A 22,809-nucleotide genomic window follows, 5' to 3' on the forward strand; every position below is an offset into this window, starting at 1 on the left:
GATTGAGCTTAATGGTTTTCTTTGGCATGGTTCAGAGTATATTTTGGTATCTCGATAGTTAAGTCATCCTCTTCGACAACAACTTGGCAAGAGAGACGAGAGTCAGGCTCAAGCCCCCAAGCACGATCTAATAAATCGGCTTCGATATCGTCCATCTCATCTAGACCGTTAAAGCCTTTACGCACGACGACGTGACAGGTAGTGCAGGCTTTTGACATCTCACAGGCATGCTCAATTTTGATGCCTTTTTCGAGTAGCGCTTTACATAAGTTACTACCAGTCTCAAGCTCAACTTCAGTACCTTCAGGACAAATCTCGTGATGGGGGAGTACAGTAATCTTTGGCATAAATAATCTATCCGCGATTTATTAATTAAAAATGTAGGGGTTAATAGCGTTTAAAGTCTATGTGGGAAGCGCGCTCTTTATGAGCTACCAGTCTTTTGCACTAGTGCCGGCCATGCTGGTTTTGACGCTTTGGTTCATGATGCTAGCTGCAAAAGCATCGCTCAAAGGTTTAAGCTTAGCTTGCTGGGCCTCGATATTGGCTAGATCATCATGAGCGAGCGCTTCTTGTAAGGCTTGCATTTGCGTGGTTAATGCTTGTTTGGCTTCTGCTGTGAGTAAACTGTCGAAGTCGCCAAGCGCTGATTGTAGCGCTAACAGCTCACGCTCCGCTTCGACTTTTGTTTCAATCAGAGAGCGAGCATTCTTATCTTCTTCGGCATGTTTAAAACCTGCTACTAACAGCTGCTCTTTTTGCTCATCAGATAAGCCATAAGAAGGTGTGATTTCGATCTGGCTTTCCGTACCTGTACTGGTTTCTTGCGCGCTCACAGTTAGCTGTCCGTTCGCATCGATACTAAAAGTCACCTCAATACGCGCAAACCCGGCCTTCATCGGCGGGATGCCGTACAGCTCAAAGCGTCCCAATGAGCGGCAGTTTTCAACCGTTTCGCGCTCACCTTGGACCACATGGACTACTAGACCGGTTTGCCCATCTTGATAAGTGGTAAAGGTTTGACGTTTTTTGACGGGAATAGGTGTATTACGCGGGATGAGCACTTCAACTAAGCCGCCCATGGTCTCAAGCCCAAGTGATAACGGGGTAACGTCAAGTAAGAGTAGGTTATTATCACTATTACCGTTGATAAGCTGATGCGCTGTTTGCGCCGCACCTAAAGCGACTACTTCATCGGGATTAAGACGAGATAACGGCTGCTTACCAAAAAACTCAGCTACGGTATTTTGGATAGTTGGCATACGCGTAGAGCCGCCAACCAAAACGACCTCATCTAAGTCTGTCACTGATAGTTGGGCATCACGTAGTACTTGCTCGCAGACCGCTAAGGTACGGCGGCTAACGGGCTGTGCAATAGCAAGCAAGTCCTCATGAGTTAATACCCCTTGGAAAGTTTGCTCATTGATAGCGATATCGACATCTACTTGTTGGCTGTCGGTTAGCGCCTGCTTATAGGTTTTAGCCTGCTGAGCCAAGATAGATTTGTCATGGCGACTGACCTCAGCAGGATCGATACCCAACTGCTTGATCAGCCAATTGACCAATAAGCGGTCAATATCATCGCCGCCTAACGCGCTGTTACCGCCTGTAGCGAGCACTTCAAACACGCCATCGGTCAGCTTCAAGATAGACACATCAAAAGTACCCCCACCCAAATCATAAATGAGGTAGTAGCTTTCAGTATCGTCTTGATTAGGCTTGTCGAGACCATACGCAACTGCAGCGGCAGTAGGCTCGTTAAGCAGTCTTAATACATTAATACCAGCGGCTTGAGCAGCGTCTTTAGTCGCTTGACGCTGCGCCTCATCAAAATAGGCCGGTACGGTAATGACAGCGCCTTCAACGCTATCTGCAGGCAGGGCATCGCCTGCGCGCTCATTTAGGGCGGCTAGTATGCGCGCGGATACTTCTACTGGCGAGACATCCCCCTGCGCGGTCATAAATGCCGGCATAGCGTTTTCGCTACCACTGAGCTCATAAGGATGTGAGAATTTGATGTCTGCTTGACTACGGCCCATAAAGCGCTTGGCGGAGATGATGGTGTTTTTAGGATCATCTGCAAGGTGGGCTAGTGCTTCAGAGCCGACTACAGGTGCCCCAGTAGCAGGATAGTAAACGACAGAAGGGAGTAGCGTATCGGCATGATGTTTCGCTGGCAGTACTTGCGCCTTGCCTGAACGGACGACTGCTGCTAATGAGCGCGTGGTTCCTAGATCAATACCAAGGCCAAAACGATGCTGGTGAGGCTGGGCACTTTGATTGGGTTCAGCAATTTGCAATAAAGACATAAGACAGCTCAAAAAATAAAAGTGAAAAATGAGAGGGTAATAAAAAAGCGGCTATTAGAATCTGTTGTTATATATTTTCTAAGACAAAGCTAAGTCAGGCAGATTATACGTGATTACCGCTGATATCGTAACTCTAGCAATAGCTCCGACAGTATAAAATCTACTGATGATAAAAAGGGCAAAGGCCGCTCATCGTCATAAGGCCATTAATAATCACATAAAGACTTAGTCTGTAAGCTTAGACATACAGATCATCGTCGTCTGCTTGTTCTGCATTAGCAAGCTCATCGAGCGCTATAGTGATATCAGCATTGAGCTTGACTAAGAATTTTAGCTTTTGGGTCGCATCGATGGCCGTTTGCCATTGCTCGTGCTGATACGCCTCTTTGAATCGCGTTGACTGCTCTTCTAAGCGGCTAGTAATCTGTGGATGTAACTGCTGTAGGCTCGAGCGCTCTTTATCTTCAATAGCAGTTTCTAAATCAATGCGCAACTGCATGGCATCATCAAGGAACTCTAAATCGGCAATGGAATGCTCCAAAGTCTGTGCTTGCCCAGCCATATCTAATAGATAGGCGGCTCGGCTATCTGGATGACTCAAGGTTTGATAGGCTTGATTGATAACGGCTGACGCTTGCCCAGACTGCTGCAGATGATCACTAGTATTACTTTTTGCTATATTGTCAGGATGATAGCGTTTTTGCAGCAAACGCAGGCGCTGATCTAGAGCCCGCTGAGATAAGTCAAACTGAACAGGCTGCTCAAATAAAGCAAAAAAATTATCGAACTGAGCGTCTGGCTGCGCATGGTTATCTGAAGTCATATTTTGACCTTTAAAAAGTGATACTCATTTATTGTTATATTTAAGGATTAATCTATCAAAGGTTTGGCTATTTTAAACAAGCAAAACATCATACGGTAAATGATTCACCGCAGCCGCATTCGCCTTTTTGATTAGGATTAGTGAATTTAAAGCCTTCATTTAATCCTTCTTTTTCGTAGTCCATCAGCAGACCATCGAGATATACTAAGCTTTTTGGATCAATAAAAATACTGACACCGCGACTGTCATAGCGCGTATCGTTATCGTCGGGAGTATCTACAAACTCCAAAACATAGGCCAAACCTGAGCACCCTGCAGTACGAATACCAACGCGGATACCTTCGCCTTTACCGCGATTATCTAAAAACTCTCGAACATGCTGAGCGGCGCGTTCTGTCATTTCAATCATGCCAACTCCTATTATTTATCAATAACTAAGACTGTAATCACTAAGATTATAATGAGTAAACTTATAAGTAGGGTATAAAATAAAGGTGACAATGGCATAAGCTGTATTGTCACCTCCGTAGCGTATAAAGCTCAGCGCTCTATAGACTTATTATAAAGATAAGACGCCTTCAACTAAACCGCTTAGTGCGCGACTTCTTCTTGCGTATCGCTAGTGCCATGCTTTCCTTTGTAGTCGCTGATAGCTGCTTTGATTGCATCTTCTGCTAAGACTGAGCAATGCACTTTAACGGGTGGCAAAGCAAGCTCTTGAGCGATATCGTTGTTTTTGATCTCACTGGCTTGATCTAAGCTTTTACCTTTTAGCCACTCAGTGACTAGTGAGCTTGAAGCAATAGCAGAGCCGCAGCCATAAGTTTTAAAACGGGCATCTTCAATGATACCGTTATCGCCAACCTGAATCTGTAAGCGCATAACGTCACCACAGGCTGGAGCACCAACCATACCGGTACCTACATTTTCGGCATTTTTATCAAGATTGCCGACATTGCGTGGATTTTCGTAATGATCAATAACTTGGTCACTATAAGCCATGGGTTTTCTCCTGGTTAGACGATGAGTCCCGAAGTATTTTAAGGTTACTGCTTCGAGGGCTTATCTGTAATTGGGGTCAAACGTATTAATAGTCTGTAATTTTTATTTACTCGTTGTACTTAGTATTCGCCGTACTTATACTAGCGACTATCTTAGTGCTCAGCCCATTCAACTGAGTCAAGATCTACGCCGTCTTGATACATATCCCAAAGCGGCGATAGAGCACGTAACTTGTCAACAGCGCTATGCATTTGCGAGAGTACCGTATCGATATCTTCTTCAGTAGTATAGCGGCCAAAGCTAAAACGGATAGAGCTATGCGCTAACTCATCAGAGCGGCCGATAGCGCGCAGTACGTAAGAGGGCTCAAGCGTTGCTGAAGTACAAGCCGAACCTGAAGAAACCGCTAAGTCTTTTAGCGACATCATCAAAGATTCCCCTTCAACGAAGTTGAAGCTAATGTTAACGATGTTAGGTACGCTGTGCTCAAGATCACCATTTAGATAGATCTCTTCAATATCTTGCAAGCCATCCCACAACTTCTGACGAAGATTAGCAACATGAGCATGATCTTCTTCGCGCTTTTCTTCAGCTAAGCTAAAGGCTGCGCCTAGACCAACAATCTGATGCGTTGGCAGCGTACCTGAACGCATACCGCGCTCATGACCACCGCCATGTAGCTCAGCTTTTAGACGTACACGTGGCTTACGGCGAACAAATAAAGCACCGATACCTTTAGGGCCATAAGCTTTATGACCTGAAAAGCTCATTAAATCGACTTTAGTCGTTTCGACATCAATTTTTATTTTGCCTACGGCTTGAGCGGCATCAACATGAAAGATAACGCCTGCTTCGCGAGTAATCTCACCGATAGCAGTGATATCAGTAATCGTGCCAAGCTCATTATTGACTGCCATTAGTGAGACTAAAATGGTGTCCTCACGTAGTGCGTCTTTGACTTGCTCTGGCAGTATCAGACCTGTGCCTTTTTGCGGCTCAAGATATGTGATCTCAAAACCTTCTTGCTCAAGCTCACGACAAGTATCTAATACGGCTTTGTGCTCGATTTTACTCGTGATAATGTGCTTACCGCGAGAATGGTAGAAGTGTGCCGCACCTTTAATGGCTAAGTTATCAGACTCAGTTGCCCCTGAGGTAAAGACAATCTCGCGTGGATCAGCGTTAATCACTTCTGCAACTTGTCCGCGCGCTGTCTCTACGGCTTCCTCTGCTTGCCAACCGTAACCATGAGAGCGCGAAGCTGGATTACCAAAGATACCGTCTACCGTTAGATATTCGCTCATTTTTGCAGCAACAGGCTGAGCAACAGGGGTAGTAGCGGCGTAGTCTAAGTATATTAAATTATTATGTTGGCTCATGCTGGGTTTGCCTCGCTAGTCGATAAAGTAATGGTATTGATGTCTTTTGATGAAATCTCTTTAGAAGAGCTGTGCTGGCGTTCTGAAACGGATTGCACATTTTCCATATCTAATAGTTGTGCTAAAGTTATATTTTTCAAGTACTGCTCGATATGATTTGATAAAGCACACCATAAATCATGAGTCAGACACATGGTGCCGCCTTGGCAGTCGCCTCGTCCCTCGCATTGCATTGCATTGACGGACTCATCCACTGCTGAGATGATGCTCATGACATCAATCTCGTCTAGAGGCTTTGACAAATAATAACCTCCAGCAGCACCGCGAATGCTCGTGACTAACCCTCGTTTACGTAACTTAGAGAACAGCTGCTCAAGATAGGAGATCGATATTGATTGCCGCTTAGCGATATCAGATAAAGACACCGCACTATCTTGTTGACTGGTCTGCAGTGCCAAATCTAGCAATGCAGTAACGGCATATCTGCCTCGAGTGGTTAAACGCATGAAAGATCTCCAAACTGATTAGTAGTAAGCTTAAGTAGGTAAAGTGCTGCTTTTAACATTCCAGTATCAGACTGGTGATGTATTCAACATATTGCCCCAACGAATAGCTTGAAACTAACGAGTTAGTCGCTAATAAATAACAAACTCATAGTCAGTAAGTCATACGCTATGGCTATCTCACAACAGATGGTTAATCCTATAAATGTCGCGATACGAGTATTATACTTAATCCTGAGTAATTTAGTCAAGATTAAAGTGTGGTTGATGCGTTAATTAAATTTAAGCCAGTGATTGATAATATTAATTGACAGTAATAGGTGTAAAATCGATAGATTATCGTTATTTCTATACTTAGAACAGCGAGGGGTAAATGAATACTAAAGAGAGAGTCGCTTTTGAATAAAGCGCTTTGATTCACAAAGGTTTAGATTTAATAATGCTTTGATCCAGTAATGATTGAAAGGAGAAAAGTAACAGTAGTAGTACAGCAAGCACCACTACTATTTATCTTTATTCTTACAATGAGGGGGTACTATTTATTGCTAACAGCGTATTGCTAACAGCGTATTGCTAACAGCGTATTGCTAACAGCGTATTGCTAACAGCGATGAGCAATAATGAGTAAACAATACAGCCCTCTATTATTGACTGATAAAAAAAGCAATAATAGCGATCAGAGCGATAACTACAGCTACAACCGCACTTATCATCAGGAGCTTTTGCTTACTTTGCAATTCTTTGAGCGTCGTTTCAAGTTCGCGGTTCTTTATGGTAAGGGTATTGATTTGCGTTTGTTGTTCTGCGATACGTGCTTTGTAGTTATCAGTTTTTTCCTGCTTTTCGGCATCGCTGGGTTTGGTTTTTTCGCTGCCTTTGATTTTTTTGATTAGCCCTTGAATGATGCCGCCTAAACCCATCTGCATAATAAACTGTTTGACCAGTTGTACTTGCACTACTTCTCCGCGCATTTGTAGCTTTTCAGTGCTCTCGATATCGTGAGTTGTGAGCGCATTGATGACCTGCATACTATAAGCATTGATAACGACGTCAGGCTCACTACGATCGGTCGGCATACTTGTATCTAACAGTACCCCTTTATAGCTAAAAGTGGCAAACACTTCGACATGAGGCAAATATAAGCGCAAACACACTAGCGTGTTTTGTTTAGCCAAAGGGTATGCTGCTTTACGTAGCTCAGGATCTAAGCGTAATAATAACGTCATTGCTGATTCAATAAAAACCAAAATGATATTTAGCAGAGAATGAGACAATGTAGAACGCTTCATGTCAATTATCCATTGTTATAAGGTGGAGGGTTATGAGGTAAATGAGTAGAGTCACAATATAGTGAATCAGTAGTAATGCAAATTCTTGCTAAGAGTAGCGTAAAAACGCAGTATGTCAAAATTTAAATGTGTCAATGTGTCAATGCGTCTTGGCATTCTTTAGTTAAGCTGCTTAGTCCGTTCAAGTTCAAGAGCGTTGCTGCTATGGGGTTGCTACCATACTGACAAACTTATCATAAAAATAATGCTATCTAGTGTCAGTAACCGAATTGTTGCAATATTGGCAATATTGTTTATGTCAGAGCACCAGCCATTCATAGAATAGGTAATTAAAATAACAAGTTAGAGAGTGAAATAGCAGCTAAGAAATAAAAGCAATAAAAATCTAGATAAGAAAGTTACTGGTATTTTACGTAATATTGAGTGTCGAATGCGTTGTAGAGTACACAAAAAAATGTAAAATCGCTTGCGCTCCCTATGCTGCCTTGATATAAAGGCCTTAATAAAGCGTAACCACAACCACGTAAGCTTCTAGTTATCGTTATTGCTTAAGCATTATTAGAGCGATACAATAGCGGAAGCTAGCGTTTATTATAGCCCTTAAACTTGAAGGAAATTTTATGAATAAGTCAGAACTCATTGATAGCATCGCAGACAAAAGCGGTTTAAATAAGACTCAAGCTGGTGATGCATTGAACGCTGTTATGGAAAGCGTTGGTGAAGCACTAGAAGCTGGCGAGAGCATCTCACTAGTAGGTTTTGGCACTTTTAGTGTTAAAGATCGCAAAGCACGTACTGGTCGTAACCCTAAGACTGGTGAAGAATTGGCTATCCCAGCTAGTAAAGTACCTAGCTTTAAAGCCGGTAAAAACCTAAAAGAGCGCTTAAACTAAGCCAGACTCTAAGTTGTGAAGTATTCAGTGCTGTTAGTTATGGTTTTAACTGTATCAAAACAATATGATAAATAGCACAAAAAAAGCATCTTTAATTGAGGTGCTTTTTTTATGGGTAAAAAAGCTAGTAAAGGCGAAACGAATATTTTGAGTCTATGGCAAAAATCACGTATCATAGGCGCGCAGGTTTCGCTTGCCCAAGCGCTGAGATAGCAGTCATTCTCCTGTTTCTAACGTTGATAAGCTATAGCGTTGATAAGTTTTGAAGACTTATATATCGACAAGATACTGACCTGTTAACAAGTATTGTATATTATTGATTCTGACCATTGTCAGTCCTATGACGACTGATAGTATTAAAATGGTCCTCCCAACACGGTTTAATAAAGCAGAAATAATTATGGATAAATTGCGCGATTTTTTAAAAACTTGGCCTGGTCGCATTTTATTGATTTTATGCCTAGCGCCATTAGCGTTGTTGGGTGTTGAGAGCTATTTTGGCGGGAATGTCGATCCCAACCAAATCGCTCAGGTAGGAGAGGCAAGTGTTGGACTTAGCGAGTACCAGTCTGCGGTGAACAGCCGCCGTACTGAGCTATTAGATCAGGTCGATGATGCCAGTTTGATCAATGAAGATGTGCTGCATGATCAAGTGTTAAAAGGCCTTATTGATCGCACTTTACTCGAGCAGCAAGCAGGCAAGCTGGGTATGACTGTATCTGATGACACGATCAATCGCTTATTGTTGCAAGAAGAGATATTCAAAGACGCAGAAGGTAATTTTTCTAATGATCAATTCTCAAACTTCTTGCGTCAGCGCGGAATGACTAAAAACCAGCTATTTGCAGAGTTTCGCAATCAGTTGAGTCTAGATCAGCTCAACGCCAGTATTGTGGGAACAGCCATCTATCCAATGCGCGCTGTCAACCAGCTGATCGACTTGCAGCTTGAGACCCGTAAGGTTTGGTTGCATCGTTTCAACTGGCAGGACTACCAGCAACAAGTACAAATCAGTCAGGCGGATGTAGAGGCGTATTACAATGCCAATAAAGATGAGCTAAAAAGCGACGCTATGGTCGATCTTGCTTATATTCAGCTGATACCGGCTAACATTGAAGTTAAGCAAGTGACTGAAGATGAGTTAGAACAGCAGTATGAGAGCTATAAGCAACAGCTTGGGGTGAGTGACGAGCGTATGATTAGCCAAATACTTTTGAGCGGTGATGATGCCAAAGCACGCGCTGATAAGGTATTGGCCGAGCTAAATAACGGTGCAGATTTTGCTGCGCTGGCTGAACAGTACTCTGATGACCCTACTGGTGCAAGCGGCGGCGCTATTGGCCGTTTTAATCCTTCGGTATTTGGTAACGATGCTGCTAAGGTTGAGGACGCTCTTGAGGGATTAACCGTCGGTGAGGTGAGCCCAGTCGTCAATACGAGCTTTGGTTATCAGATTTTCAAAGTCACTGAAGACAATAGTGATGACGTGCCTACTATGGAGAGTATGCGCGAAGAGCTGACGGCAAAAGCCAAAGAGTATAAGCGTCAGACGATTTATGCTGATAAAGTCACTGCTATTAATGATTTGGCGGCAGACGGCTTTAGTATCGAAGATATCGCTCAACAAGAAAATGTGACGCTTAAGCGGATCAATGACTACCGCAAAGAAAACAATACGTCCGTACTCGCGCAGCCTGCAGTGATCAAACAAGCGTTTGATGATTTTACTATTCAGGATCAAGCGGTAACGACTGGTATTGAAGTCGGTAATGGTATGGTCTGGGCGCAGCCGAGCAACTATCGTCCTACTGAGACTCTAAGCTTAGCCGCAGCGACCCCGATTATCACGCAAACCCTACGCAAACAAAAAGCCAGTGCTTTAGCTCTAGCCGATGCCAAAAAAGTAGCAGCCGCTATTGATACTGTCGATGATATCGCAAAGCAAGCTGTATCCTTTCAAGCATTGGGTGAGATCAATCGTCAAACGCCTTTGTTATCTGATAAAGAGCGTGGCCTTGCGTTTAGTAAGCAAGCACCTATGAATGGAGTAGTGGCGATAGCCAGTCCTACGGAAGTGGGGGCGTCAGTGCTAGTAGGTGACCATATAGAAACACAAGGTGAGTCGCAGCTATCTGCAGCAGAAAAAGTACAAACTGCTGCTATTATCCGTGATAATTTAGGCCAAGATCAGTTGCAGGATTACTTAGACTACCTACGTTTAGCGTATAACGTTGAGATCAATGAAGCGAATATGGAGAACGCTCAGGTTCGCTAAATACAAGGTTAGCCACAAAAAAGCCACCGTAATGACGGTGGCTTTTTGTGTGTACCAGTTGTACTTAATAGTTAAGCAAGCTTATCGATACCGGATTAATGGCGGAAATGACGCATTCCAGTGAATACCATGGCTATGCCGTGCTCATTAGCTGCAGCAATAGTCTCGTCATCACGCATAGAACCACCGGGCTGAATGATAGCAGCAATACCGACTTCAGCCGCATTGTCAATGCCATCACGGAAAGGGAAGAAGGCGTCTGAAGCCATGACAGCGCCTTCAGTTGCAAGGCCTGCATGCTCAGCTTTTATAGCAGCGATACGAGCAGAATTGACACGGCTCATCTGACCTGCACCAACGCCGATAGTACGCTTGTTTTTACCATAAACAATAGCGTTTGATTTGACATATTTGGCGACAGTCCAAGTGAACAGCAAGTCGGCAATTTGAGCCTCTGTCGGTTGTACGTCAGTGACGATCTGTAAGTCATTAGCACCAATAATGTCCAAGTCTTGCTCTTGCACCAGTAATCCACCGTTAACGCGCTTGTAGTCGAGTTTGCTTTGGCGGTTAGTCGTTGGTAGCTCGCCGCAAACCAATACTCGAACGTTTTTCTTCGCGGCCGTTACCTCTAGCACGCCATCTTCGATACTGGGAGCAATGATCACTTCGACAAACTGGTTATCGATGATGTCCTTTGCCGCAGCGACGCTAAGCGCAGTATTAAAAGCGATGATACCGCCAAAAGAGGATTCAGGGTCTGTGCTAAAGGCGGTGCGATAGGCAGCGACTTGATCAGGATCAACGGCAACACCGCAAGGGTTTGCATGTTTGACGATGACGCAAGCAGGCGCGGTAAAGGCTTTTACGCATTCAAGCGCCGCGTCTGTGTCAGCGATATTATTATAGGATAGGGCTTTGCCTTGTAGCTGCTTAGCAGTGGCAATCGACGCTTCTTTTTTATCTAAAGCAGAATTTTCGACGTAGAAGGCGGCCTTTTGGTGCGGGTTTTCGCCGTAGCGCAAATCCTGCATTTTATCGAATTGTAGATTGAGCGTACGAGAAAAAACTTCTGGCTGCTGTGTGTCGTTAACGCGGCTGCCTAAGAAGTTTGCAATCATGCCATCGTACTGAGCCGTATGTTCAAAAGCCTTCACTGCCAAATCGTAGCGTAACGCTGAGGTCAGCGTTGTACCTTTGTTTAGAGCAGATAGAACGCGCTCGTAATCATTAGGGTCGGTTACGATGCCAACATCAGCATGATTTTTTGCCGCAGCGCGGACCATAGTAGGGCCACCAATATCAATATTTTCAATAGCGTCAGTCATAGTCACGTCAGCTTGTGCAATCGTTTCAGCAAACGGATATAGGTTGACGACCACCATATCAATGCGCTCAATAGCATGCTCATTCATGATCGCATCGTCAGTACCTCGGCGGCCTAAGATACCGCCATGGATTTTGGGATGTAGGGTTTTGACGCGGCCGTCCATCATTTCAGCAAAGCCTGTATAGTCAGAGACCTCTGTGACTTCGACATTATTGTCTTGTAGCAAACGATAAGTGCCGCCCGTAGACAATAGGCCAAAACCTGATTTAATTAAGCCTTGAGCGAATTCTACAATACCTGCTTTATTAGATACTGAGAGGAGAGCTAGTGGTTTTGTCATAATAAAATCATTCCATAAAAATCCTGAAAATAAAAGGCATTTAACCGCAAGCATAGGCTGCTAGCGATGGATACCGTATAGGCTCAGGCGAGGGGATATAGGCAAGACAAGCCATAAAAAACAGGCTTAATTATTGCCATGAGTAGGTCGTGATAACTATTATAAAATATGTGGTGACTGATATGGTTGTTTATGTGATTACGATTGGCCTAGTGATTCATCGGTTAAGGCAATAGTATAAAGGCCGATATGATAAAACATATTGGCTAGTATGTACAAAATTTTGTCTTGTTTGCCCAAATTATTAGTCAAAATACTCGCCGCTTTAGCGCCTAGAAGATGAACTAGCAGCTTGAAGCATTACATCAAGTCGTAGCACTTTAGCTTTTTACGTAAAGTCCCACGATTCAACCCTAATATTTGCGCGCACTTGGTTTGATTGCCGCGAGTCTTTTCGAGGACTACGGTCAATAATGGTAGCTCGACTTCTTTTAAGATAAGCTCATACAAATCAGTTGGTAGCTCGTCGCCCAAGGCTAGAAAATACTCACGAACCACACGTTCAACATGATAGCGTAAAGGCTCAGAGCTCTCAGCTGAGCTTGCATAATGTACGCTTTGGGCAAAATGATTGGCGGAGCCCTGTACAGATGGTGTCATAAGGTATTTTCCTCAATATTGGGCAGATGATCAATAAATAGGTTCAATAGTAATCCTATCAATTTGCTGGCGAGTCAGAGGGATAGTAAACATAAAAGGTTGGCTGTAATTGGCAGACAGCTGGCTTTGACGAGTCATTAAGTAGTCTTCTGGTAGCGCAATAAACTCTCCGACTAATGCATCGCTACCATAAATACTAACTCTAAGACTAGGTACCAGCTGGGTCTCGGTACTTTGATTCGATAGGGTCGCTTGCACATCACTATAAGCAGTAGCCGCTTTAATCTTGCTTGCTCTAAATACGGGATCAGAGATGACAAAAGCATCTAGATCAGCAGAGGGTAGTCGGCACGCCGCTATCACACACACAGCCTCCAAACGGGCAGCATAGTCTGGATCTTTGATTAAAGTATTTAAATTAAAGATAATATATTGGGCAAATAAAGATAAGGTTAAGACCAAGCAACCAGCGCTCCACAGTAATATTGCTACTGATTGCGGTCCGTCATCGTAGTGCCCCGATCGCGTCTCATCATCTTGAGCAACATAGCGCCGCACTCTATCTTGAGCTAAATTACGCTGCGCTAAGTCTTGATACAAATACTGATTACTTAGCGCTTTATCGATCTTGTTAGCGGGCAAAACGGGCTGAGTTAAATAAGGCGTCGACTGCGAAGCACTCTGGTCAGCAGATTGTGCTTGAGCGTGACCGAGCGGCTTGTCGTGGTGACTATTATGCTTACTGAGCAGCTCTTCGAGCCAGTTATTATCTGAATGCGCGCTATCATCTGGTGTTACTGTATTATTCAATGAATCATCATTGGCAGAAACAACTAAATGCTCATTCACCAAAAAGTTGTGCTGACAATGGGCACAGCGCATCTGTGTGCTCGGTCGCTGTAAGAGCTCTGGCAATTCAGCATTTAGTTCAAAATACACCTGACAACTAGGACACTGAGTTTTGATACGCGTAGTCATGTCATCAAGTCCAGAAGCAGTGTTCATTAATTCTACTCAGCTACTATTGGCGGTAAGTAGGTACTGCCAATATCGTAACAGATGTAATTAAATGTTGCTAGCCTGTAAATGTTCCTGACAGTCGTTGCCAATGATGATCTTCTTGCGTGGTAAAAGCATGCTTAGGGTCGAGGGTAAAATAGGGCTGATAAGCGTCAATAACTTGCTCAGTCTGCGACTCAATAAGACCTGCCAACACTAGCCTGCCTTGTACAGCGATAAGCGTTGCAAAATAAGGCGCTAACCCAATAAGCGGTTTTGCTAAGATGTTAGCGGCTATTATGTCTACTGGTATCACCTCATTCTCAGCGCAGTAATCGTTGAACTCTTCTGGTAAAAAAGCCAATAGCCGCTCATCAACTTGATTGCGCTCAGCGTTTTGCTTAGTGGCCAATACTGCTTGTGGATCAATATCTACCGCATAAACTTGACGCGCGCCCAATAGCAGGGCAGCTATTCCCAAAATACCAGAGCCGCAGCCATAATCGATGACGACTTTATCCTGCAGGTCCTCGTTGGTGAGCCAATCTAAGCATAAGCGAGTCGTTGCATGATAGCCTGTGCCAAAAGCTAAGCCTGGATCCATAATGATATTGGTTGCTTCAGGGTTTGGAGGTGTCAACCATTCAGGTACAATCCAGAGGTTATTGGCGCATTCGATCGGCTGATAATGCGTCATCCATTCACGCTCCCAGTCCTTGTCCTCGACAGCACTGAGCCAAGTACGACTGGCATCTACTTGTGCAGCGATATCATGACTAAGCTGCTCGAGAGCCTGTCGATTACCCTGTTCGGTAGCGGCGTCAAAGATACCTGTTAGTACCACCTCATCCCATAGTGGCGACTCGCCAGGTAGCGGCTCAAACAAAGGCTGGTCGCCTGCATCGTCTAACATAATAGACAGCGCGCCCGATTCTAATAACAACGCTTCTGCCAAATCAACGTTGGTTTTTTTACACTGTAGATGCAGTTGTTGCCATGCCATAAAAATGCCTTTAAAAATAAGAAAAATAAGAGTGAGTTTAAAAATAATGAGATCTAATGCTGCCTAACACATACTGACGATCTCGCCTTGCTACTAACGAAGCGCCTGCTGCGCCTCACGAATCACGCGAGTATTGTTCTGTGCTTGTCCAGATCTAAGGATAAGCTGCCATAAAGCGCGCCGACGATTAGCATCTTGCGAGACAGTCAGGCCGCGGCGAGCCATCGCTTCGGCTTTACGGGGCTGATTCTTTTTTAGTGCGACTTGCGATAAATAAAAGTATACCGCGGACGATCTAGGCGCCAAACGCTGCGCACGAGTAAAGCTGTTCTCTGCTGCGGTCAGATTACCAGATTGTAGCTGCGAGGTACCGACTCGCATCAGGTTCTGAAAAGCAGGTAAATCGCTTTTATTATTAGAAGCTTGCCGGCTGGACTGTGAGGACTGCTGCGAGTTTTTACGGGCACGCTCTAATAAATCGCTATGTGAGGGTAAGCTCGGCGATTGAGAAGGCGTATTAGCGTCATAAACAGGTGGCTCTTCAATCATCGCATCCGGTAGCGGTATGACTAAAACATTATCATCAGGACGTGTAGGTATGGGCTGATTCGGGGCTGAGCCAGACTGAGTTAAGGGGTTTTGACGATTGTTGCTATTTTCATAAGTCGTAGGGGCTTGGGCAGGCGGATGATAAGGCTCAATAGGGTAGCCATCATTGGTGTAGCTAGGTGCTGGCTGGCTAGAGTCAGCAACCGCAGTCGTTTGAGTAGTAGAAGTTACGGGTCCTTGATTAGCCATTGTAGACGGCGCGGTTTGACAAGCGCTCAGGGTTAAGGCGCTCATGAGTATAGTAGGAAGAAGTACGCGCTTCGACGGTAATGAGCGTGCTGCTCCGCTTGCCAAAAGTTGTGAGTTTTGCTGCTTTAGTATCGCCATATCCTGCTACCTCTACTTAATATTACATCATCTATAAACAGCAAAAGATTTACTGAATAATAGGGTGATCTGTTTTTGATAATAAGTTATGTGTCGTTATCATGTCACAATGCCACAATGTCACAATGCCACTATGCACGTATCAGTATACAGCCCCTAACTATAAATAATGGGCTTTAGATAACTCTAAAGCCCTTATTATAACTCGATTGTCCTGCTTTTAGCAGCTATTGAATCAACCTTTAGAACCACTCAAGCGCGCGGTCGTACCAAGTATCAGCGCCTCGTTGTGGCTCATTATTCTCCATATCTTCAGTAGTAGGCTGTTGCGTATTGTCCAGACCTTCTGATTGTGGCTGCCCGAAAGTAAATCCGCGTTCACGCGCTTGTTCTTGCTGATAAAGCTGCAAAGCGCACTCACTAGCCTCTTCAGGTAGATAGGCGGACATCACAGGTAAGTAGCGTGCATTGGCGCAGCGCTCATTAGAGAGCTTGCCTGAGTTGTTCTCAAGCCATAACCATTCGATCCCTTCCGGCTCTGCCATGGCTACAGGAGTTAGCTTTAAACGGCGCATATAATCAACCCAAATCGGTAGCGCTCCAGTACCACCGCCAAGACCGATAGGCTTATTATCATCGCGGCCTACCCAAACCACACTGACATAGTTACCACTATAGCCTGCAAACCAAGCATCTCGGTAGTCATTAGTGGTTCCAGTCTTACCCGCTAAATTTAGCTCACTACCCAAAGACTGCGCTCGGCGAGCTGTACCTTCTTTGACCACTTGCTGCAAAGCATAGTTGGTCAAAAAGTTAGCTTCAGGCGGCACACTGCGCTGTGTGTTAAGCCCAGTACGCTGCAAAATACGACCACGATCATCGATAACAGTACGAATACTATGGATAGGCGTACGAAAGCCGCCGGTAGCAAAGACCTGATACACGCCCAGCATATCCATCGGACTGAGATTAACGGCGCCTAATAGCGCAGAAGGGTAAGGGGAGATTTTTTCTTCGATACCCATACGGCGTAGTTGTCTGGCAAAAGTATCTAAACCAAACTCCATCCCTAAACGTACAGTGCTTTGGTTATAGGACTTAGCTAGGGCAGTGGTGAAAGGAATAAACCCATGATCGCGGCCATCGTAGTTTTTGGGGTTCCAGTCGTTACCGTTTGAGGTGACTGTGATAGGTGAGTCATCCACTGAGCTGGCTAAATTATAGCGTCCACTCTCAAGCGCGGTCATATAGATGATAGGTTTTAGCAGCGAGCCGACGGGACGTTTAGCATCTACCGCTCGGTTAAAGCCGGTGAACTCGCTACCGCTACCGACGACAGAGACAAGCTCACCGGTCTCAGGATTGGCACTGACCAAAGCGCTTTGTAAATCTTTGGTCTTACTATTATTACGGCGCAGCTCACCGAGCTTACGATCAATCGCTTTGTCTGCTGCTAGCTGTGCAATAGGGTCGAGGGTACTGATAATAGTCAGACCTTCGTTTTTGAGATCGTCAGCATAGTAGACATCATTGAGCTCGCGTTTAACGATGTCCAAAAAGTCAGGAAACTGGCTCTTACCTTCAACGGGCTTATCGACGACGCCTAAAGAGTTGTCAGAGGCAGCTGCATAGTCTTCTGCTGTCAGCTTGCCTATCGCTTGCATATTACTCAGCACCACATCGCGGCGCGTTTTGGCCGCTTCTGGATGACGACGCGGGTTATAGATGCTAGGCCCTTTTGCCATACCCACTAACATCGCTTGCTGATCTAGACGCAGCTCATTTAAAGGTTTATTAAAATAAAACTGTGATGCGAGGCCAAAACCATTAATAGAGCGATTGCCGTTTTGACCTAAGTAAATCTCATTTAGATAAGTTTGTAGTATCTCATCCTTGCTATAATGCAGCTCTAGCAGTATCGCCATCAACGCCTCGTTGGCTTTACGCTTAAGAGTACGATCTGAGTTGAGATAAAAGTTCTTAATCAGCTGCTGGGTGATAGTCGAGCCGCCTTGCATAGAGCCGCCTGAGAAGTTATTGATGACCGCGCGCGCTATGCCGCGTATCGATACGCCTTTATGCTCATAAAACGCGCGATCTTCAGTAGCAATTAGCGCATCTATGAGCGGCTGAGGCACCTCATCTAAAGAGACGACTAAGCGATCTTCGTTACTATCTGGATAGATGCCGCCGATACTGACAGGCTCTAGGCGTATGATACCTGTATCGTTTTGCTCAGTGCTCTGGATGCTTTGGATCTTATTATTAGCAAGCGTCATTTTGATGACTTGTTCTTTATCGACATCGTTAGCGCTATAGCTAAAGCCCCGAGTATGAATAAAGTAGGTATTGCCGGAGCGGTGGAAGCTACCAGTACGATCATAAGCGGTGTTGCTTTGATAGTTCAGTAGATCAAGCCAAGTCTTTATCGTGTCTTTATCGACATTAGCGCCTTGATACAACTCAAGTGGCTGCGAATAAACTTTAGCTGGAATATCCCAGCGCTTACCCTCAAACTTACTAGTGATAGTACGATCAAGCTTGATTAGGTATAGAGCCAATAACACCATAGCTACGATGACAATGATGAGTAAGATACTGCTAAACACAATCCCGCCTTGTTTGGAGGGTAGGGAGCTCATTGCAGCTCTAGGCGACTGCGGCGGGGTAAGATTAGGTTTTTGCACTGATAACACACCGTTTTAACATAAAAAAACTGCCTCATAATGACGCAAATTGACTAAATTTTCAATCTATCATCTCAGTCACGGCATTCATTACGCCATTCATCATACCATGGCATTAAACCGTTATAATAAGTAGAGCTTATCGCGCTGTAATCGCAGCTTAATGAATAAATACCGATACCTACTTTTAATCTAGAATATCACTGCCATATAAGATAACGACTTATAGTGAGTCTCACTATGTTTTTTATATGAATTAAACACCGTTTTGAGCAAGGTATAAGCAACATTAGATAGTAATTCCCAAATAACAGCGTACGGCTATGATTAGATTGACGATAAGATAGTTTTACCAAAAGCTGATTTTTCTAAAGTAACGTCCTCTAACAATAAGCCGGTCATTAATAAGAGCAATCATGTCCCCTTCTTTTTCATCCTCGTCTGTGTCCCATTCTCAGTATGACGATAGTTCCATCACCCAAGGGTTAGTGCTGCCGCAGGTTGGGCACTGTTTTCATTGCGGCGATCCAGTACCTAAGCCGCCATTTCACGCACAGATATTAGGCGAGGCGCGTGAGATGTGTTGTATGGGTTGTCAGTTGGCAGCTGAGAGTATCGTAGAAGCAGGGCTTGAGCAGTATTATCTTGATCGCTCAGAGATTAACCGTACCGCAAGCCTGCCCACTCAGTTAACGCAGCTTGAAGCTTATGATCATGATGAGATCAAGTCGCAGTTTGTCTATGCGCAAGAAGGTCTATCAGTCGCTGAGCTGTCAGTCAATAATCTGCGCTGCGCGGCTTGTACTTGGCTGATTGAGTCAAGGCTTTATGAGATTGATGGCGTGGATAAATGCCAAGTCAACTTGACCAATCAGCGCATGCGTATTATCTGGGATGAAAACAAGCTGCCCATTAGCCGTATCTTAGCGGTGATCAATGAAATCGGTTACGACGCCAAACCTTATCGCCAAGATACCCATGAGGCGATGCTAGCCCGGCACAATAATAAGATGCTGCTCAGGCTCGGTATCGCGGCTCTCGGTGCTATGCAAGCGATGATGTATGCAGTAGCGCTATACTTTGGTGAATATAGCGATATGCTGGTCTTTCAGCGCGACTTTTTGCGCTGGGTGTCGTTATTTGTCAGCACGCCTGTTTTCTTTTATGCTGGCGTGCCGTTTTTTACCTCAGCATGGTCGGCGATTCGTGCGCGTCAAGTCAATATGGATGTGCCGGTCAGTGTCGCTTTAATCGTCACGTTTTTCGCTAGCATGTATGCCACCGTGACCGGACAAGGCGAGACTTACTATGATTCAGTAAGTATGTTCATTTTCTTTTTATTAGCTGGGCGCTACATTGAGCATAATGCACGGCTAAAAGCGGCGACTATGGCCAATGATCTGGTCGTGGTTGAGCCAATTTTAGTCCAAAAAATCGCTGAAGATAAGGCGTCGGCTGCGCTAATTTTAGGGCGTTTAAACCAGCAAAGCCAAGCTGACGTCGCACCGTTAGTAGCCAGCGATATGAATAATGCGGTTGATACTAATGATGATATCAGTACCAATCTAAAAGCCAGTCCGTTACCTAACTTTATGCAAGATATGGACGCTAATGTCCAAGCGCTGACGCAAAAGGTTGCTGCCGCATGGCAACAATCCGCGGCTTCGGTAACCGAACTACATGCCGCTGATAAGTCCATGGTCACCGCTCAAAGTCTGCAAGTGGGCGATATTATCATGATCGAGGCAGGGGCGGAGATCATCAGTGATGGTATCTTGCTGAGTCCAACTGCGACCGTCTCACAAAGCCTGCTGACCGGCGAGGGCGACCTGATTATCAAGCGTCAAGGCGACTACATCGTTGGCGGCGCGCAAAATGACAGTCAGCCGTTTGAGATGCTAGTGACGGCCTTACCAGAAGACAGTCAGATGGGACTGATCGACCGGCTGATGAACCGTGCTATGAGCGAGAAGCCTAAGCTTGCGCAGCAAGCCGATAAGCTGGCACGTTGGTTTGTCGCGCGTATTTTGGTGCTCTCGGTCTTAGTGTTCATTGGTTGGTATATCGTAGATCCTAGTCTAGCCATTTGGGCCACTGTCGCAGTGTTAGTCGCCACTTGTCCTTGTGCATTATCCTTGGCAACGCCTATTGCGCTGACGGTAGCGACCAATAGGCTAGCAAGCTATGGATTTTTGACCACCCGTGGTCATACGCTGCAAACTTTGGCTGAGATTACCCACGTGGCCTTTGATAAGACAGGTACGCTGACTTACGGTAAGCCCAATTTATTAAATATTGAGCTGTTAAACGCTCAAGCATCAGCTCATGCCGACTCGCAGGATCAGCTATTAGCGATAGCGGCTGCGCTAGAGGTGGGCAGTCGCCATCCGATTGCCCACGCGCTGCTGACGGCGGCCTATCAGTTGCACCTGCCAGCTACCCAAAACCTTCAACATTACCCGGCAGGCGGCGTTGAAGCGATAGTCGATGGGGTATTGTACCGGATCGGTCATGCTGATTTCGCTATGGACGCTACCCATGACGATGCGAGCAGCAGTGCTCAGTCGCTCAATATCGATTTGATAGCCCATCGAGCCAGCTCAGCGGTGGTTCTATCTTGTCAGTCTCTAACTAAAAGCTCCGAAGATACTGCGCCTAGCTGGCAAGCACTCGCCTGCTTTTATTTCAATGATAAGGTTCGTGATAGCGCCAAAGCGACTTTGGACTCTCTAAAGCAGCTAGGAATAGAGTCAGTGATGCTAACAGGCGACCCTAGTCCGCAAGCTTTAGTTATAGCGGACACCTTAGGGATGAGCGCCGCTTATAATGGCCTATCGCCTACGGATAAAGTCAATCACATCCAGCAGCTACAAAGTAAAGGCGCAGTGGTACTGATGGTCGGTGATGGTATCAATGATGCGCCCGTGCTAGCTGCCGCTGATGTGTCTACGTCTATCGCTGGCGCCGCTGATCTGGCGCAAGTGTCTAGTGATAGTATTATTTTAAATGGTCAAGTCGAAGGTATTAATGCGGCTAAGCGCATCGCTGATAAGACCGAGCGCATTATCAAACAAAACTTTCGCTGGGCATTAGGCTATAACGGCATTGTCCTGCTGCCAGCTATCTTTGGTTATGTGCCGCCTTGGCTTGCTGCAATCGGTATGTCGCTAAGCTCCTTGATAGTGGTACTTAACGCTCTACGTCTGAAACGGGCTTAAAGGCTAGGCTACAAGCAAAACAATAGCATGAACATTGAGCAAAAAAACCGCCTGCTAAATATAACAGGCGGTTTTTCGATTTAAGAGGGTAGTAGCGAAGCGCTGTAAATTAGTCTTGTAAGTAGCTTAGCAGACGCATAAATTCGATATACATCCACACAAGCGTTGCGAGGATACCGATGCTAAATAACCACTCGTAGTCTTCAGAGATACCCGCTGCTACGCCGCGATCGATATTATCAAAGTCAAGGAGGAGGGTAAAAGAAGCAATAACAATGACAAACAAGCTAAAGCCGATTGCAATAGCGCCACCTTCAAACAAGAAAGGTAGGCTTGAGCCAAAGGCTAGAGATAGTATCCACTGCGCCACGTAAACGAGCATAATAGCAATAAGTGCTGAGGTGACAATCGAGCGGAACTTTTGTGTGACTTTCACCAGACCAGAGCGATAAAGTCCTAGCATCACTGCCGCGGTGACGAAGGTTGCGCACATAGCAGTGACAGGTACGCTTGGGTACATACGCATGAAGAATAGCGAGATACCACCCAAAAATATACCTTCGAGTAGGGCATAAGGGACAGCTAAGGTTTTGGCTTTTTTGGGCTTAAAAGTCATAAAAACAGCTAAGCCAAAGGCGGCAAACATGCTACCAAAAGCGGCCATAGTGATAAAACCTTGTGACAGTCCTGCCATAAGAGCATAAAAGAAAAAGCCTACGCCCGTGATAGCCGCCAGCCCAAGTAACATACTGGTCTTTTGGATGACACCTTTGACGGTCATAGGCTCGCCACCGACCGCAAATTCTGCGCGGCTGACAATAGGATTAGCCATACATATATCCTTAATATAAAATAGTATAAATCAACGTTACTTTAGCAAAACCGGGATTATTGTCAACTGTCTTTGCGTGACTCATATCAAGGCTTAGTCTTGATATCCTCTGCTTATTGCTAATGGTTAGCGAGCAGTCACAAGAAGGCACTACTAAGCGCTAAAACAGCGCTACTAACTATAAGTAAAAATCAATCACAGCAAATCAGCTAATGGTTAAGTCGGTCAATAAAAGCCCTTCTAAAAAGGTCATTTAAGACAAATCATTCCGCTAAAGTGAGCGTCTAACCTTTTATAGATGGGGTCGATTACGACAGTTAACAACGATGAT

The 22,809-nt window shown here is 45.0% G+C and carries 18 protein-coding genes; 3 read left to right on the forward strand and 15 right to left on the reverse strand.

Annotation, left to right across the window (positions count from 1 at the left end):
* Positions 1-8 precede the first annotated feature (8 nt).
* The 8 genes from fdx to JMY03_RS10435 form a co-directional block, all read right to left on the reverse strand.
* Positions 9-347, reverse strand: coding sequence for an ISC system 2Fe-2S type ferredoxin (gene fdx, locus JMY03_RS10400; RefSeq protein ID WP_025647033.1), 339 nt, complete (start codon positions 345-347; stop codon positions 9-11).
* A gap of 84 nt (positions 348-431) precedes the next feature.
* Complete coding sequence (hscA, locus tag JMY03_RS10405; RefSeq protein ID WP_201603562.1) at positions 432-2,309, reverse strand: Fe-S protein assembly chaperone HscA; 1,878 nt, start codon at positions 2,307-2,309, stop codon at positions 432-434.
* Between the two features lie 238 nt (positions 2,310-2,547).
* On the reverse strand, positions 2,548-3,132 hold the full coding sequence (gene hscB, locus JMY03_RS10410; protein WP_201603563.1) for a Fe-S protein assembly co-chaperone HscB: 585 nt from the start codon (positions 3,130-3,132) through the stop codon (positions 2,548-2,550).
* A gap of 88 nt (positions 3,133-3,220) precedes the next feature.
* A complete protein-coding gene (gene iscA / locus JMY03_RS10415; protein WP_025647030.1) occupies positions 3,221-3,541 on the reverse strand; it encodes an iron-sulfur cluster assembly protein IscA in 321 nt (106 codons plus the stop codon).
* A 182-nt stretch (positions 3,542-3,723) separates the two neighbouring features.
* Positions 3,724-4,134: a Fe-S cluster assembly scaffold IscU gene (gene iscU, locus JMY03_RS10420; protein WP_025647029.1), complete on the reverse strand. Its 411-nt coding sequence runs from the start codon at positions 4,132-4,134 to the stop codon at positions 3,724-3,726.
* Between the two features lie 152 nt (positions 4,135-4,286).
* Complete coding sequence (locus JMY03_RS10425; RefSeq protein WP_201603564.1) at positions 4,287-5,513, reverse strand: IscS subfamily cysteine desulfurase; 1,227 nt, start codon at positions 5,511-5,513, stop codon at positions 4,287-4,289.
* Positions 5,510-6,019, reverse strand: a complete 510-nt coding sequence (locus JMY03_RS10430; protein ID WP_025647027.1) for an Rrf2 family transcriptional regulator — start codon at positions 6,017-6,019, stop codon at positions 5,510-5,512. The genes JMY03_RS10425 and JMY03_RS10430 overlap by 4 nt, the downstream gene beginning before the upstream one ends.
* A 641-nt stretch (positions 6,020-6,660) precedes the next feature.
* Complete coding sequence (locus tag JMY03_RS10435) at positions 6,661-7,242, reverse strand: hypothetical protein (protein WP_307833145.1); 582 nt, start codon at positions 7,240-7,242, stop codon at positions 6,661-6,663.
* Between the two features lie 683 nt (positions 7,243-7,925).
* Between JMY03_RS10435 and JMY03_RS10440 the strand changes: the two genes are divergently transcribed.
* Together JMY03_RS10440 and JMY03_RS10445 are read left to right on the forward strand one after the other, a co-directional pair.
* Positions 7,926-8,198, forward strand: coding sequence for an HU family DNA-binding protein (locus tag JMY03_RS10440; RefSeq protein WP_025647025.1), 273 nt, complete (start codon positions 7,926-7,928; stop codon positions 8,196-8,198).
* Positions 8,199-8,598: 400 nt separating this feature from the next.
* Positions 8,599-10,473: a SurA N-terminal domain-containing protein gene (locus JMY03_RS10445; protein ID WP_201603566.1), complete on the forward strand. Its 1,875-nt coding sequence runs from the start codon at positions 8,599-8,601 to the stop codon at positions 10,471-10,473.
* Positions 10,474-10,568: 95 nt separating this feature from the next.
* On the opposite strand, the gene purH is transcribed toward JMY03_RS10445, so the two are convergent.
* The 6 genes from purH to mrcB form a co-directional block, all read right to left on the reverse strand.
* Entirely contained in the window at positions 10,569-12,143 is a 1,575-nt protein-coding gene (purH, locus tag JMY03_RS10450; protein WP_201603567.1) for a bifunctional phosphoribosylaminoimidazolecarboxamide formyltransferase/IMP cyclohydrolase, read from the reverse strand.
* Between the two features lie 360 nt (positions 12,144-12,503).
* Positions 12,504-12,803: a DNA-binding transcriptional regulator Fis gene (gene fis, locus JMY03_RS10455; RefSeq protein ID WP_025647022.1), complete on the reverse strand. Its 300-nt coding sequence runs from the start codon at positions 12,801-12,803 to the stop codon at positions 12,504-12,506.
* 30 nt (positions 12,804-12,833) lie between these two features.
* Positions 12,834-13,808, reverse strand: a complete 975-nt coding sequence (locus JMY03_RS10460) for a zinc-ribbon and DUF3426 domain-containing protein (protein ID WP_201603568.1) — start codon at positions 13,806-13,808, stop codon at positions 12,834-12,836.
* Between the two features lie 70 nt (positions 13,809-13,878).
* Complete coding sequence (gene prmA, locus JMY03_RS10465) at positions 13,879-14,805, reverse strand: 50S ribosomal protein L11 methyltransferase (protein WP_201603569.1); 927 nt, start codon at positions 14,803-14,805, stop codon at positions 13,879-13,881.
* Positions 14,806-14,898: 93 nt separating this feature from the next.
* The gene (locus JMY03_RS10470; protein ID WP_201603571.1) at positions 14,899-15,741 is read right to left on the reverse strand and encodes a tetratricopeptide repeat protein; all 843 of its coding nucleotides are present in this window, start codon (positions 15,739-15,741) and stop codon (positions 14,899-14,901) included.
* Between the two features lie 242 nt (positions 15,742-15,983).
* Positions 15,984-18,428, reverse strand: coding sequence for a penicillin-binding protein 1B (gene mrcB / locus JMY03_RS10475; protein WP_201603573.1), 2,445 nt, complete (start codon positions 18,426-18,428; stop codon positions 15,984-15,986).
* Positions 18,429-18,844: 416 nt separating this feature from the next.
* Here mrcB and JMY03_RS10480 point away from each other — a divergent pair, with 416 nt between their 5' ends.
* Positions 18,845-21,646 (forward strand): heavy metal translocating P-type ATPase, encoded by a 2,802-nt coding sequence (locus JMY03_RS10480; protein WP_201603575.1) that lies wholly within the window; start codon positions 18,845-18,847, stop codon positions 21,644-21,646.
* Positions 21,647-21,755: 109 nt separating this feature from the next.
* Here JMY03_RS10480 and JMY03_RS10485 read toward each other — a convergent pair whose 3' ends face one another.
* Entirely contained in the window at positions 21,756-22,478 is a 723-nt protein-coding gene (locus tag JMY03_RS10485) for a Bax inhibitor-1/YccA family protein (RefSeq protein WP_025647016.1), read from the reverse strand.
* Between the last annotated feature and the right edge of the window lie 331 nt (positions 22,479-22,809).

It is taken from the genome of Psychrobacter submarinus (assembly GCF_904846685.1).
GTDB classification, from domain to species: Bacteria; Pseudomonadota; Gammaproteobacteria; order Pseudomonadales; family Moraxellaceae; genus Psychrobacter; species Psychrobacter submarinus.